This is a genomic window from Streptomyces sp. CB02959, assembly GCF_002803155.1.
In the GTDB taxonomy this organism is placed as follows: Bacteria; Actinomycetota; Actinomycetes; order Streptomycetales; family Streptomycetaceae; genus Streptomyces.
This window is the reverse complement of the sequence record NZ_NNBP01000005.1, coordinates 313,647-328,434: the sequence shown is the minus strand read 5'-3', so window position 1 is coordinate 328,434 and position 14,788 is coordinate 313,647. Positions and strand designations below refer to the sequence as shown.

The window sequence follows — 14,788 nt, the reverse complement described above, 5'->3', positions numbered from 1 at the left end:
CGGTACAGTCCATTTCATGACCGCCCGGCTTGCCGATATCGCAGCGCAGGCGGGTGTCAGCGAGGCCACCGTCAGCCGGGTTCTCAACGGGAAGCCCGGTGTCTCCGCCACCACCCGCCAGTCCGTGCTTGCCGCCCTCGACGTGCTGGGCTACGAGCGGCCGGTGCGGCTGCGGCGGCGCAGCGCGGGCCTGGTCGGACTGATCACCCCCGAGTTGGAGAACCCGATCTTCCCGGCGTTCGCCCAGGTCATCGGGCAGGCGCTGACCCGCCAGGGCTACACCCCGGTGCTGGCCACCCAGACCCCGGGCGGCTCCACCGAGGACGAGCTCACCGAGATGCTGGTGGACCGCGGGGTGGCCGGCATCATCTTCGTCTCCGGGCTCCACGCCGACACGTCCGCCGACATGGGGCGCTACGAGCAGCTGCGCGGCCAGGGGGTGCCGTTCGTCCTCATCAACGGCTTCTCCGACAAGGTGCAGGCGCCGTTCGTCTCCCCCGACGACCGGGCCGCGGTGGAGCTGGCGGTGACCCACCTCACCGCGCTGGGGCACCGGCGGATCGGGCTGGCGCTCGGGCCGAAGCGGTTCGTTCCGGTGCAGCGGAAGATCGAGGGGTTCCTGCGCTGCGTCCAGGAGCGGCTGGGCCTGGACGCGGCGGCCGCCGAGCCGCTCGTCCAGCACTCCCTCTACACCCTGGAGGGCGGCCAGGCCGCAGCGGCCGCGCTGATCGAGCAGGGCGTGACGGCCATCGTGTGCGCCAGCGACATGATGGCGCTGGGCGCGATCCGGGCGGCCCGGCAGCGCGGACTGGACGTACCGCGCGAGGTGTCCGTGGTGGGCTTCGACGACTCCCCGCTGATCGCGTTCACCGATCCGCCGCTGACGACGATCCGGCAGCCGGTGCAGGCCATGGGGCAGGCGGCGGTGCGGGCGCTGCTGGAGGAGATCGGCGGCACCCCGGCGCCGCACAGCGAGTTCGTCTTCCATCCGGAGCTGGTGGTGCGGGGTTCGACGGCATCGGCGCCGAAGGCCGCGCCCGGGACGGCGAAGGTACCCCGGCCGCTGCGCGCCTCGCGGTGACGGACGTCCCCGGCCCGTAGGGGGTGTGAGGGCGGTTTTCCGGGGCAGCCCCTAGGGGGAGACCCCTCCTCCCGCGGGTCGATCCAGGGTGCCTTTAACCCGACTGGAGGATGATCGGTCGCACGTCGCTTTCTGGCAGACTGTCTGCCTATGGGTGATGCGCGTGTGAGGACTCTGGACGACCTGTCAGCCACCCCGCCAGCCAGTGGGGAGCCCTCGGACCGTCCGGCGGACAAGGGGCGGCTGGCCCGGTTGAGAACCCCGCGCGCACCCCGTCTCTGGTTCGAGATCCTGCTGATCGCGCTCAGCTACTGGACGTACTCGGTGATCCGCAACGCGGTGCCCGAGCAGAAGGTGCAGGCGCTGCGGAACGCCGACTGGATCTGGCGGGCCGAGCACGCCCTGGGCATCGCCGTCGAGCACACCGTCAACCACGCCGTGAACTCCGTGACCTGGCTGATCGTCTCGATGAACTACTACTACGCGACGCTGCACTTCATCGTGACGATCTGCGTGCTGATCTGGCTCTACCGCTGGCATCCCGGGCGGTACGCGGCGGCCCGGCTGGCGCTCTTCGCCACCACCGGCGTCGCCCTGGTCGGCTACTACTTCTTCCCGCTGGCGCCGCCCCGGCTGATGCCGGACGGCGGCTTCGTGGACACCGTCATCCAGCACGGCACCTGGGGCTCGATGGCGTCCGGGAACCTCGCGTCGATGTCCAACCAGTACGCCGCGATGCCGTCGATGCACATCGGCTGGTCGCTGTGGTGCGGCCTCACCATCGCGCTGCTGGCGAAGCCGCTGTGGGCCAGGGTGCTGGGCCTGCTCTACCCGGCCACGACGCTCACCGTGATCGTCTCGACCGCCAACCACTTCTGGCTGGACGCGCTGGGCGGGGTGCTGTGCCTGGCGTTCGGCTACGCGCTGGCCTGCGCGTGGTTCGGGCGGCTGCCGCACCGGCTGGCGCAGTACGCGGGGGCGATGGAGCTCGCGCCGCTCAAGGCGTGACCCCCCTGAAGGCATGACTCCCCTCAAGGCATGACCCCGCGCGGGGTGCGACCCCGCACACGGTGCGGCGGCGGGCCGCGGGCGGCGGTGGCCCGCCGGGACCAGGCGTCGGTGTGGTCGGCGCGAGGTGTCCGCCACCGAGGCACCTCGTCGCCCTGACCGCGATGCGGCCCTTCCTGCCCCGCCGCGCCGGAGCGCGCGTTCCCCCCGACAGGCTCGCTGAAGCCCTGGGGCCGTGGCGCGCGCCGCCTGGGCCCGCCCCTACGGCGCCGCGGCTGGCGGCGGCCCAGGACGCGACCGGTCCGGACCGCGCCGACGCCGCGTTCGAACTGACCCTGGCCGGGTACCTGGCGCACCTGCGGGAGCTGCGGGCCGGCGCGACGGCCCCGGCGCCCGGTAGCCGGCCCCGGACCGCGGCGGTCCCGCACCGAGACCCGCGCCGCGGCCCGCATCAGGCCCCGTAGAACAGCTCCTCGACGACGGCGCGCGCCCGCCGGGTGATCCGCCGGTAGTCGTCGACCATGTCCCCGACGTGCCCTTCCTCGTAGCCGAGGTAGCGGCCGACCGCCGCCAGCTCCCGGCCGTCCGCCGGGAAGGTGTCCCCCGGGCGGCCGCGCACCAGCATCACCGCGTTGCGCACCCGCGCCGCCAGCACCCACGCCTCGTCCAGGGTCCGGGCGTCGTCGGTGCCGATCAGCCCGGCGGCGTGCGCGGCGGCCAGCGCGTCCCGGGTGCGGGTGGTGCGCAGCCCGGGCAGCTCCCAGCCGTGCCGCATCTGCATCAGCTGGACCGTCCACTCCACGTCGCTCAGGCCGCCGCGGCCCAACTTGGCGTGCGTGGTGGGATCCGCGCCGCGGGGCAGCCGCTCGGACTCCATCCGGGCCTTGAGCCGGCGGATCTCGCGGACCGCGTCCTCGCCCAGGCCCTCGGCCGGATAGCGCAGCGGATCGATCAGCTCGACGAACCGCTCCCCCAGCTCCGGATCGCCGGCCACCGGTTCGGCGCGCAGCAGCGCCTGCGCCTCCCACACCAGCGACCAGCGCCGGTAGTACGCCGCGTACGAGGCGAGGGAGCGCACCAGCGGACCCGACCGGCCCTCCGGGCGCAGGTCCGCGTCGATGAGCAACGGCGGGTCCGCGGAAGGGAGTTGGAGCAGCCGCCGCATCTCGTTGGCGATCGCGTGGGCGGCCTTGGCGGCCTCCTGCTCGTCGGCGCCCTCGCGCGGTTCGTGGACGAACAGCACATCGGCGTCCGAGCCGTAGCTCAGCTCGTGGCCGCCGAAGCGGCCCATGCCGATCACCGTGAACCGGGTGGGCAGGGTGTCGCCCCAGCGTTCGCGGACCGCGGCCCGCAGGGCGCCGGCGAGGGTGGCCGCGTTGACGTCGGAGACCGCCGAGCCGACCGTGTCCACCGCGTGGCCGTGATCGGTGTCGGCCGGACTGGACTCGGTGCCGTACGCGCCGATGACGTCGGCCGCGGCGGTCCGGAACAGCTCCCGGCGGCGCACCCCGCGGGCCACCGCCACGGCCGCCTCGGCGCCGTCCGCGCGGCCGACCGCGGCCAGCACCTCCTGCTCCAGGGCGGCCCGGCCGCGCGGCTGGAGCCCGTCGGCGGCGCCCAGCAGGGCGACCGCCTCGGGGGCGCGCAGCAGCAGGTCGGGGGCGAGCCGGCCGGCCGACAGCACCCGGGCGAGGTTCTCCGCGGCGGCGCCCTCGTCACGCAGCAACCGCAGGTACCAGGGGGTCTTGCCGAGCGCGTCGGAGACCTTGCGGAAGCCCAGCAGGCCGGCGTCCGGGTCGGCGGAGTCCGCGAACCAGCCGAGCAGCACCGGCAGCAGCGTCCGCTGGATCGCCGCCTTGCGGCTCACCCCGGACGCCAGTGCCTCCAGGTGCCGCAGCGCGGCGACCGGGTCGGCGTAGCCGAGGGCCTCCAGGCGGTGCCCGGCGGCCTTCGCGGACAGCCGGGCCTCGCCGGGCTCCAGGTGGGCGACGGCGTCCAGCAGCGGCCGGTAGAACAGCTTCTCGTGCAGTCGGCGCACCTCGCGGGCGTGCCACTTCCACTCCCGGCGCAGCGATTCGACCGGCTCGGTGCGCAGCCCCAACGACCGTGCCAGGCGCCGGAGTTCGGACTCGGCCTCGGGCATCAGATGGGTGCGGCGCAGCCGGAACAACTGGATCCGGTGCTCCAGGGTGCGCAGGAAGCGGTAGGCGGCGTCGAGCGCGGCGGTGTCCTGGCGGCCCACGTAGCCGCCGGCCGCGAGCGCCGCCAGGGCGTCCAGGGTGGTGGCGCTGCGCAGCGTGGCGTCCGTGCGGCCGTGCACCAACTGGAGCAGCTGGACGGCGAACTCGACGTCCCGCAGCCCGCCGGGGCCCAGCTTGAGCTCCCGGTCGACCTGGGCGGCGGGGATGTTCTCCACCACCCGGCGGCGCATCTGGCGGACGTCGGCGACGAAGTTCTCCCGCTCGGCGACGTCCCACACCATCGGGGACAGCGCGTCGACGTACTCCTGCCCCAGCGCCAGGTCGCCGGCCATCGGGCGGGCCTTGAGCAGCGCCTGGAACTCCCAGGTCTTGGCCCATCGCTGGTAGTAGGCGAGGTGGCTGGACAGGGTGCGCACCAGCGGCCCGTTGCGGCCCTCGGGGCGCAGATTGGCGTCCACCGGCCAGATGGTGCCCTCGACGGTGCTGTCCGAGCACAGCCGCATCATCCGCGAGGCGAGCCGGGTCGCGGCCTGCAGCGCCTTGGCCTCCTCGGCGCCCTCCCGGGGCTCGGCGACGTAGATGACGTCCACGTCGGAGACGTAGTTCAGCTCCCGGCCGCCGCACTTGCCCATCCCGATGACCGCCAGCCGGCACTGCGCGGCGTCGCCGGGCTGCTCCTCGTAGGCGATCTCCAGGGCGGCGCGGACGGTGGCGGTGGCCAGGTCCGCGAGCTCCGCCGCGGCCTCCGCGACGTCGGTGGTGCCGCACACGTCGCGGGCCGCGATGCCCAGCAGGCAGCGGCGGTACGCGGCGCGCAGCGCGTCCGCCCGCGGCCGGTCCGCGCCCCGCTCGCCCCACACGCCCTCGGCGAGCGCCTGCTCGAACTCCGGGGTGGTGGGGTGCAGATCGACCGACTCGTAGGTGACCAGCGACCGCCAGTCCCCCGGGTGCCGGACCAGGTGGTCGCCGAGCGCCTCGGACGCGCCCAGCACGCCGAGCAGCCGGTCGCGCAGCGGTTTGGCGGCGGCGACGGTGGCCAGCAGCTCCTGCCGCTCCGCCGGCTCCTGCGCCTCCACCAACCGGACCAGGCCGCGCAGCGCCAGGTCCGGGTCGGGCGTGCCACCGAGCGCTTCGAGAAGCACCGAATCGTCGCGTACGGGGGCGAGTTCGGGAGTGTCGAGCAGCGTGCCGGCCGCGGAGGGGTCGGTGAAACCGTGCCTCAGCAGCCGGGTGAAGGTGCTGCTCCGCCGTCCCTGCGGAGCGGGTAGTGCCATGGGGCGGCCTCTCGGTGGCTGGTCGGCTCGGACACGGGCGCGCGGGTCCGCCGCTCAGAGCACCGGCAGCATCTTCCGCAGCTCGAAGGCGGTGACCTCGGAGCGGTACTCCTCCCACTCCTGCTTCTTGTTGCGCAGGAAGAAGTCGAAGACGTGCTCGCCGAGGGTCTCGGCGAGCAGTTCGCTGCGCTCCATCAGGTCGATGGCCTCGCCGAGGTTCTGCGGCAGCGGCTCGATGCCCATCGCCCGGCGCTCGGAGTCGGACAGCGCCCACACGTCGTCGTCGGCGCCGGCCGGGAGTTCGTAGCCCTCCTCGATGCCCTTGAGGCCGGCCGCGAGCAGGACCGCGTAGGCGAGGTAGGGGTTGGCGCCGGAGTCGACGGAGCGTACCTCGACGCGGGTGGAGCCCATCTTGCCGGGCTTGTACATCGGGACGCGGATCAGCGCGGAGCGGTTGTTGTGGCCCCAGCAGATGTACGAGGGGGCCTCGCCGCCGGCGCCCGCGGTGCGGTTGGCGCCGCCCCAGATGCGCTTGTAGGAGTTGACCCACTGGTTGGTGACGGCGGAGATCTCGCCGGCGTGCTTGAGCAGGCCGGCGATGAAGGAGCGCCCCACCTTGGAGAGCTGGTACTCGGCGCCCGACTCGTGGAAGGCGTTGCGGTCGCCCTCGAAGAGGGAGAGGTGGGTGTGCATGCCCGAACCCGGGTACTCCGAGAACGGCTTGGGCATGAAGGTGGCCTGGACGCCCTGCTCCAGCGCGACCTGCTTCATCACCAGCCGGAAGGTCATGATGTTGTCGGCGGTGGAGAGCGCGTCGGCGTAGCGCAGGTCGATCTCCTGCTGGCCGGGGGCGCCCTCGTGGTGGCTGAACTCCACCGAGATGCCCATCGACTCCAGCATCGTGATCGCCTGGCGGCGGAAGTCCATCCCCACGTTCTGCGGGGTGTGGTCGAAGTAGCCGGAGGAGTCGCCGGGGATCGGCCGGGAGCCGTCCACCGGCTTGTCCTTGAGCAGGAAGAACTCGATCTCGGGGTGGGTGTAGAAGGTGAACCCGAGGTCGGAGGTCTTGGCCAGGATGCGCTTGAGGACGAACCGCGGGTCGGCGTACGAGGGCGACCCGTCCGGCATCAGGATGTCGCAGAACATCCGGGCGGTGCCCGGGGCCTCGGCGCGCCACGGCAGGATCTGGAAGGTGCCCGGGTCGGGCTTGGCGATCATGTCGGACTCGTAGACGCGGGCGAAGCCCTCGATCGCGGAGCCGTCGAAGCCGATGCCCTCGTCGAAGGCCTGCTCCAGCTCGGCCGGGGCCACCGCCACCGACTTCAGGAACCCGAGCACGTCAGTGAACCACAGCCGGACGAAGCGAATGTCGCGCTCTTCCAGCGTCCGGAGCACAAACTCCTGCTGCTTGTCCATGGTTCACCAATCCTTGCAGGTCATATGGCCTGTCCACGCGCGGGGATCATCGCGTTTTGGCCCACCAGTATCACGTCGGCGGGTTACCGTCACATTACGCACCCTTGGCCTGAATCAGAACCGCCGACCCGTGACCCCCTCCCCGGTCGCCTCCCGCATCCTTCCCGCCGCGACCAGGGTCGGCGCCCGGCGACGCTCGGGGCGAGGGCCTTGGCCCAGTCTTGGACGCTCCGTGAACCCCTGTTGACCCGGCATTGAGCGCTCCGGGTGGCGGTGTTCGGCCGGTATGCGCCGCCGCCAAAGGGGTGCCTTCACCGCAGGTCCAGCACCGCCCGCGCGACCGCCGCCGGCGCGTCGGCCATGACCAGGTGGCCGGCCGGGGCGGCGACCGTGAAGCGGCCGCCGAGCGTGCCGGCGAGCGCCCGCTGCCGTTCCAGCCAGCGCAGCTCGCGCGCCGACTCGCTGCCGTCGTACGCCGCCAGGACGGCGACCGGGACGGCCGGCATCGGGCGGTGGCGGCGCAGCGCGACCAGGTCCGCGGCCTGGTAGGGGTAGCCGGCGTTCTCCAGGGCGCAGGCCCGCAGCACCCGGCTGGTGCGGTAGCCCGCGCGTACCCAGCGGTGGTGCGGGTGGCGGCGCACCGTCCCGGCGCGGGTGATCAGGCGGCGGGCGGCGGGGCCGAGGAGCCGCGGCAGCCCGGCCGCGGAGAGCACGCCGGCCGCCCCCTGCGCCCAGGCGGCGCGGACCGCCCGCGGCAGCCGGGGCCGGGGGTCCTCCTCGATGCTGCCGTCGACGAGCACCAGACCGGCGCAGCGGGCGGGGTGCAGTCGGGCGAACGCCTCGGCGTGGAAGCCGGCGAGGGAGTGGCCGACGACGGTGGCCGGCGCCCGGTGGCCGAGGGCCTCCAGAAGGGCGGCGATCCGGTCCGCCTCGCCGGCGAGGCCGGCCGGCGCCCCGACCGGCGCGCTCAGGCCCAGGCCGGGGCGGTCGAAGCGGACGACGGTGCGGTGCGGGACGAGCAGGGCGGCGACCGCGTCCCAGTCGAACCAGGCCATGCCGAGGCCGCCGCTGAGCACCACGACCGGGCCGCGGCCCTCGCTCAGCACGTGCAGCGGCAGCCCGCCGACGCGCACCATCCGGCCGGGGGCGGGGCGGGGGTTCATGGGTCTCCTCGTGGTGGGTCCGGGGGAGCCGGTGCTTGCGCCGGGGGGTCCTGGGCCGTGACCGGGGTGCCGTTCCGGGTGTCCTGGCGGGCGTTTCGGGCCATGCAGCCGGCGAGCAGGCCGACGTAGAGCGCGACCAGCAGCACCTGGAGGCGCTGGCCGACGCCGAGCGCCCAGGTGTCCCGGCCCGCGGTGAGGACGGCGACCTCGGCCAGCGTCCAGACGGTCGCCGCGAGTTCGGCCAGCACCAGCGGCGGGCCGAGGCGGGCGAGCGCGGGCCAGTGGCCGTACCGGCGGGCCGCGACGGTCAGCAGGACCAGCGCGGCCAGCGCCCCGAGCATGGCCAGCGTGCTGCTGACGGCGTGCGCGGTGTGGGTGGCCGGGACCAGTCCGGCGGTCTCCCGGGCGGCGCACACCGGGTCGCTGGTGGGTGCGCAGCTCAGCGGCAGTCGGGAGTCCAGCGCGGTGGCGGCGCCGAAGAGGGCCAGGGCGCAGAAGCCGGCCACCGTCCAGGGCCGGCGTTCCGTGGTGGCGAGCGCGATCAGCGCGCCGACCAGCACCAGCAGCCCGGCAACCAGGTCGGTGGCGCGGAACAGCCCGCCCAGCGGCTGGTCGGCGGCGGCCAGCTCGCTGACGTACGCCCGCACCGGGTCCAGGCCCGTGGCGAGCACCAGCTCCAGCACCCAGGCGGTGTAGGCGAGCGCGCCGAGCAGCAGCACGACCCAGGCCGCGGCGGCGGCCGCTCCGGTGGAGCCGGTGCGGGCGCCGGAGGGGGCCGCGGTGCCGGGAGCGGGTCGGATCGGGCGCACGGACATCCTGGTGTTCGGGTGGTCCCGACGGCGCGTCCGGAATGCCGGATACGCCGGGGGCGCGGGAACGCCAAGAATAGGCAGACGGTCCACCGGACGCGGCGAGCGCGGCGCGATGGGCCACCTACGGGGTCGGTGCCCCGGGAGCGAGGGTGCGTCCTGGGGCCTGTCCGGCGGATCGGGGTCGGCCCCGGCCATGATCCACCGGACAGGCCCCAGGTCTCCGGTCGTCGAGAGGTCCGCGATGGGTGATCACCGCAAGGCCGCCGCGCGGCGCGGCCGCCCGTTGCACGGGCCCTGGCCGATAGCCCCGGCCGCCACGTCGGCCACACCCCGCCCGACCGCCGGCTGAGTGCGCAGGAGCACACCCGGCCGCCCACCCGGCACCCCCGGCCCCACCTCCGTCCGTCCGACGTTCGAGGTGCCCCCATCGGGCCAGGGGGATCCCCACAGCCGCCGGAGTCCGCGGTCGCTCCCGCTTCCCCGTCCCCGACATCGCCACGAGGTGCCCAACCCATGGATTCCCTTCCCACACATTCCCGCCGCGCCCTACTGGGCGCGGGAGTCGCGGTCGCCGGCGGCAGCCTGCTGGCCTCGTCCGCCGGCGCCGCCGGCGCGGCCTCCCGCCCCGACACCCGGCACGACGACAACCGCTCCGGGAGCGGCCGCTACGTCGACCCGCACGGCCCGCAGGTCGCCGAGTGCGAGGACCGGCGCAACTCCTCCGGGCAGGTGCGCCGACTGCACGTCGAGGCTCGGAAGGCCCGGATCGACATCGGCGGCGAGACCGTCGACACCTGGGTGTACGGGGACCGGCTGCCGGGCGATGTGATTCGGCTCACCACGGGCGACACGCTGTCGATGACCTTCGTCAACAGCCTGCCGCAGTCGACCACGCTGCACTGGCACGGGCTGCCGCTGCGCAACGACATGGACGGCGTCCCCGACGTCACCCAGCGCGCGATCAGGCCCGGCGGCTCCTTCCACTACCGCTTCCGGGTCACCCAGCCCGGCACCTACTGGATGCATCCGCACGTCGGCGTCCAGCAGGACCACGGCCTCTACGCGCCACTGATCGTCGACGACCCCAGGGAGCCGCTGGAGTACGACCACGAGTGGGTCGTCGTGCTGGACGACTGGCTCGACGGGGTGGACGGCGGCAACCCGGACGCCGTGCTGAACGAGTTGAACCACGGCCGGGGCTCGATGCACGGGAACACCGCCTCGGACGACGGGGACGGGCACGGCTCCGACCACGGACACGACGACAACCATGGCCAGGGGCCGGGCCATGGCGGCCACGGCGCCGACAGCAGCAACGACAACGGCCACAGCAGCGACAGCAGCGACAGCAGTCACAGCAAGAGCCACAGCGACAGCAGCAGCAGTCACAGTAAGAGCGACAGCAGTAACAACAGTCACAGCAAGAGCGGCAACAACACCGGCAACAGCAACGCCATCCACCGCGACGACAACAGCCGCAGCGAGGGCGGCAGCAGGTTGGCGGAGCCCGGTCTGGTGCCCCCGGTCTTCCCGGACCTCGACGGGATCCTCCCCGACATGAACGGTTCGGACCTGGGCCGCCTGGGGCTGAACCTGGCGGACCAGAGCCTGAACTCCGCCGGCCTGGGCAACCTGCCCCTGCACGGCATGACCGCCGGTGCGGCGGTCGGCGCGGCGTCCATGGCCACGGCACGGGCGAGTCGCGGCGCGCGCCGCGACAACGGCCCCAAGCATGGCCACAAAGGGTCCTCCCTGCTCCTGGGGAACAGCAGCCACAGCGGTGCACTGGGCAGCATGCCCGGCAACGTGAACTACCCCTACCACCTCATCAACGGCCGCACGAGGAGGGACCCCGAGACCTTCCGGGCCCGGCCCGGCGACCGGATCCGGATCCGCTTCATCAACGCCGGCGGTGACACCGCCTACCGGGTGGCGCTGGGCGGCCACCACATGACGGTGACGCACACCGACGGCAACCCGGTGGAGCACGCCCGCGCCGAGCAGCTGCTCATCGGCATGGCCGAGCGCTACGACGTCCTGGTCACCGCCGGGTCCGGGGTCTTCCCGCTGGTCGCCGTCGCCGACGGCAAGGGCCGGGACAAGACCGCGCTGGCCCTGCTCCGCACCGCGAGCGGCCGGGCGCCGGAGCCCTCGACCCACCCCAAGGAGCTGGACGGGCGGCTGACGACCGCGGACCTGCTCCGGGCGGACGAGAGCGTACGGGCCCGGACCCGGCAGCCGGACCGCATCCTGAGCATGAAGCTCACCGGCGACATGAAGCGCTTCGACTGGGCGATCAACGGACGCCCGTACACCCCGGCGCAGCGCTATCCGATCCGGGAGGGTGAGCGGGTGCGGATGGTGTTCCGCAACCGCACCACGATGTGGCACCCGATGCACCTGCACGGGCACAGCTTCACGCTCCCCGGCGGCGGGCCGCGCAAGGACACCACGATCATGCGGCCCGGTCGGCGCCTCGCGGTCGACTTCGACGCCGACAACCCGGGGCTGTGGATGCTGCACTGCCACAACATCTACCACTCGGAGTCGGGGATGATGACGGTCCTCGGCTACCTGCGGAAGTGACCCTCGCTCCGGTCGGCCCGGTGTGCTCCACCGGGCCGACCGGAGGCGTCCCCGCCCCCTCGCGGCCCCCGGTAACGGTGTTACAGGGGGCCGCCGCGCGCCGTCGCACACCCCCATTGCGTCAGAAAGACGATTAGACTGGCGGGGTGCCTCAACTTCGTCTCGCCCTCAACCAGATCGATTCCTGCGTCGGCGACATCACCCGGAACACCGAGACGCTCGTGCACTGGACCCGGCACGCCGCCGGCCAGGGCGCGCACCTCGTCGCGTTCCCCGAGATGGCACTGACCGGCTACCCCGTCGAAGACCTCGCACTGCGCCCGTCGTTCGTCGAGGCGAGCCGGGCGGCACTGACCGCGCTGGCCGCCCGGCTGGCCGCGGAGGGGCTGGGCGACGTCCCGGTCGTCGTCGGCTACCTCGACCGCTGCGCGCAGGCGCTGCCCCGCTACGGCCGACCGGCCGGCGCCCCGCAGAACGCCGCGGCGGTGCTGCACCGCGGCACGGTCGCGCTCACCTTCGCCAAGCACCACCTGCCCAACTACGGCGTCTTCGACGAGTTCCGCTACTTCGTCCCCGGCGACACCCTGCCGGTCGTCCGGGTCCACGGCGTCGACGTGGCGCTGGCCATCTGCGAGGACCTGTGGCAAGAGGGCGGCCGGGTGCCCGCCGCGCGCAGCGCCGGCGCCGGACTGCTGCTGTCCGTCAACGCCTCCCCGTACGAGCGGGACAAGGACGACACCCGGCTGGAGCTGGTCCGCAAGCGGGCCCAGGAGGCCGGCTGCACCACCGCCTACCTCGCGATGATGGGCGGGCAGGACGAGCTGGTCTTCGACGGCGACTCGATCGTCGTCGACAAGGACGGCGGGGTGATCGCGCGGGCCCCGCAGTTCGCCGAGGGGTGCGTGCTGGTCGACCTGGAGTTGCCCGCCGCCGCGCCGGAACCGCCGTCCGGGGTGCTGGACGACGGACTGCGGGTGGACCACGTCGTGCTCTCCGCCGACCCCCTGCCGCCGTACCCGCCGCAGACCCTCGGCGGGCAGGCCGAACGCCTCGGCGACCTGGAGGAGATCTACACCGCCCTGGTCGTCGGGCTGCGCGCCTACGTCGCCAAGAACGGCTTCCGCAGCGTGCTGCTCGGGCTGTCCGGCGGCATCGACTCCGCGCTGGTCGCCGCGCTGGCCTGCGACGCGGTCGGCGCCGAGCAGGTGCACGCGGTCGCGATGCCCTCGCGCTACTCCACCGACCACTCCCTCGGCGACGCCGCCGAACTCGCCCGCCGCACCGGGCTGCACTTCCGCACGGTGCCGATCGGCCCGATGTTCGACGCCTACATGGAGGCGCTGGGACTGACCGGGCTCGCCGAGGAGAACCTCCAGGCGCGGCTGCGCGGCACGACCCTGATGGCGCTCTCCAACCAGGAGGGGCACCTGGTCCTCGCGCCGGGCAACAAGTCCGAGCTGGCGTGCGGCTATTCGACGCTCTACGGCGACTCGGTCGGCGGCTACGGCCCGATCAAGGACGTCTACAAGAGCGTCATCTACGAGCTGGCGCGCTGGCGCAACGAAGCCGCCGCCGAACGCGGCCAGACCCCGCCGATCCCCGAGCACTCGATCAGCAAGCCGCCCAGCGCCGAGCTGCGGCCCGGCCAGGTCGACACCGACTCCCTGCCGGACTACGCGGTGCTGGACCGGATCCTGGAGCTGTACGTCGACCGCGACCGGGGCCGCGAGGAGATCGTGGCGCTGGGCTTCGACCCGGCGCTGGTGACCCGGGTGCTGCGGATGGTGGACCACGCCGAGTACAAGCGCCGCCAGTACCCGCCGGGCACCAAGATCTCCGCCAAGGGCTTCGGGAAGGACCGGCGGCTGCCGATCACCAACCACTGGCGCGAGGGGGCCTAGCCAGGGCGCGTCGTCACCTTCCCGTCCGCGGGCGACGACGGGGAAGATGACGACGGGACCTGGCCGGGGTCTGTCCGGCTCCGGTCCGCCGGGCCGGTCCTAACGGCCGACGGAGTCCGCCACCGCGGGCCCGTCCGCCGGCGCCGGTTCGCCGTCCCCGCCGCGCGCCACGATCCGGGAGGCGTCGTGGGCCCCGCGGTCCAGCAGGCCGGCCACCAGCGCCACCACCAGGCCGGCGGCGGCCAGTACGGCGCCGGCCAGGGTGGGCGAGGTCCAGCCCCAGCCCGCCGAGAGGACCAGCCCGCCGATCCAGGCGCCGCCCGCGTTGGCCAGGTTGAACGCGGACTGGTTGGAGGCGGCGGCCAGGGTGGGCGCCTGCTGCGCCTTGTTCATCACAAGCATCTGCAGGGGTGTGGTGGTCAGGAAGCCGGTGGCGCCGATGAGGACGACGCCGACCAGCGCCGCCCACTTCACCGGGGCCGCGAAGTGGAAGGCCGCCAGGACCAGCGCGAGCGCGCCGAGGGACCCGTAGAGAGTGGGGCGCAGGGCCCGGTCGGTGAGCGGTCCGGCGGCCAGCGCGCCGAGCGTCATGCCGATGCCGAAGAGGGCGAGGACCAGCGGGACCGAGCCGGCGGCGAAGCCGGTGACCGCGGTCGTCATCGAGGCCAGGTAGCTGTAGACGGCGAAGACCCCGGCGAAGCCGAAGACGGTGGTGAGCAGGCCGAGCAGCACCTGGCGGTCGCCGAGGGCGCGCAGTTCGCGGCCCAGTCCGGTGTGCGCCTCGGCCGGCAGCGGCGGGATCAGCCGGGCCAGGGAGGCCATCGCGACCAGGCCGATGGCGGCCACGACGAGGAAGGTGGCGCGCCAGCCGAGGTGCTGGCCGAGCAGGGTGGCCGCGGGCACGCCGACGATGTTGGCGATGGTCAGGCCGAGGAACATGGTGGCCACCGCGCGGGCCTGGCGGCCCTCGCGCACCAGTCGGGCGGCGACCACCGCACCGACGCCGAAGAACGCACCGTGCGGGAGGCCGGCCAGCAGCCGGCCGGCGATCAGCAGGCCGAAGGTGGGGGCCAGGGCGGAGGCGAGGTTGCCGACCGTGAAGACCGCCATCAGCGCGACCAGCATCCGCTTGCGGGGGACGCGGGAGCCGAGGGCGGTCAGGAGGGGTGCGCCGATGACGACGCCGAGGGCGTAGGCGGAGACGAGGTAGCCGGCGGTGGGCACCGAGGTGCCCAGATCGTTCGCGACGTCGGGCAGCAGGCCCATCATCACGAATTCGGTGGTGCCGATACCGAAGGCCGAGATCGCGAGCGCGAGCAGAGCCAAGGGCATGGAGAGCCTTTCGG

The 14,788-nt window shown here is 73.7% G+C and carries 9 protein-coding genes; 4 read left to right on the top strand and 5 right to left on the bottom strand.

The window, feature by feature from the left end; all coding sequences use genetic code 11:
* Nucleotides 1-16 precede the first annotated feature (16 nt).
* Together CG747_RS11320 and CG747_RS11315 are read left to right on the top strand one after the other, a co-directional pair.
* Nucleotides 17-1,081: a LacI family DNA-binding transcriptional regulator gene (locus tag CG747_RS11320; RefSeq protein ID WP_100601536.1), complete on the top strand. Its 1,065-nt coding sequence runs from the start codon at nt 17-19 to the stop codon at nt 1,079-1,081.
* Between the two features lie 150 nt (nt 1,082-1,231).
* Nucleotides 1,232-2,089 (top strand): phosphatase PAP2 family protein, encoded by an 858-nt coding sequence (locus tag CG747_RS11315; protein WP_100601535.1) that lies wholly within the window; start codon nt 1,232-1,234, stop codon nt 2,087-2,089.
* A gap of 451 nt (nt 2,090-2,540) precedes the next feature.
* Here the strand turns inward: CG747_RS11315 and CG747_RS11305 are convergent, their stop codons facing one another.
* The 4 genes from CG747_RS11305 to CG747_RS11290 form a co-directional block, all read right to left on the bottom strand.
* Nucleotides 2,541-5,564, bottom strand: coding sequence for a bifunctional [glutamine synthetase] adenylyltransferase/[glutamine synthetase]-adenylyl-L-tyrosine phosphorylase (locus tag CG747_RS11305; RefSeq protein ID WP_100601534.1), 3,024 nt, complete (start codon nt 5,562-5,564; stop codon nt 2,541-2,543).
* 54 nt (nt 5,565-5,618) lie between these two features.
* Nucleotides 5,619-6,980 carry a type I glutamate--ammonia ligase gene (gene glnA / locus CG747_RS11300; RefSeq protein WP_100601533.1) on the bottom strand — a complete coding sequence of 454 codons (1,362 nt, stop codon included), beginning with the start codon at nt 6,978-6,980 and terminating at the stop codon, nt 5,619-5,621.
* A 311-nt stretch (nt 6,981-7,291) separates the two neighbouring features.
* Nucleotides 7,292-8,143: an alpha/beta fold hydrolase gene (locus CG747_RS11295; protein ID WP_100601532.1), complete on the bottom strand. Its 852-nt coding sequence runs from the start codon at nt 8,141-8,143 to the stop codon at nt 7,292-7,294.
* A complete protein-coding gene (locus tag CG747_RS11290; RefSeq protein ID WP_374701759.1) occupies nt 8,140-8,952 on the bottom strand; it encodes a DUF998 domain-containing protein in 813 nt (270 codons plus the stop codon). Before CG747_RS11290 ends, CG747_RS11295 begins: the two co-directional genes overlap by 4 nt.
* Nucleotides 8,953-9,468: 516 nt before the next feature.
* Here CG747_RS11290 and CG747_RS11285 point away from each other — a divergent pair.
* Both CG747_RS11285 and CG747_RS11280 read left to right on the top strand, forming a co-directional pair.
* Nucleotides 9,469-11,541, top strand: coding sequence for a multicopper oxidase family protein (locus CG747_RS11285; protein WP_100601530.1), 2,073 nt, complete (start codon nt 9,469-9,471; stop codon nt 11,539-11,541).
* Nucleotides 11,542-11,687: 146 nt separating this feature from the next.
* Nucleotides 11,688-13,442, top strand: coding sequence for an NAD+ synthase (locus CG747_RS11280; protein ID WP_100601529.1), 1,755 nt, complete (start codon nt 11,688-11,690; stop codon nt 13,440-13,442).
* A gap of 99 nt (nt 13,443-13,541) precedes the next feature.
* Here CG747_RS11280 and CG747_RS11275 read toward each other — a convergent pair whose 3' ends face one another.
* A complete protein-coding gene (locus CG747_RS11275) occupies nt 13,542-14,774 on the bottom strand; it encodes an MFS transporter (RefSeq protein ID WP_100601528.1) in 1,233 nt (410 codons plus the stop codon).
* Nucleotides 14,775-14,788 lie beyond the last annotated feature (14 nt).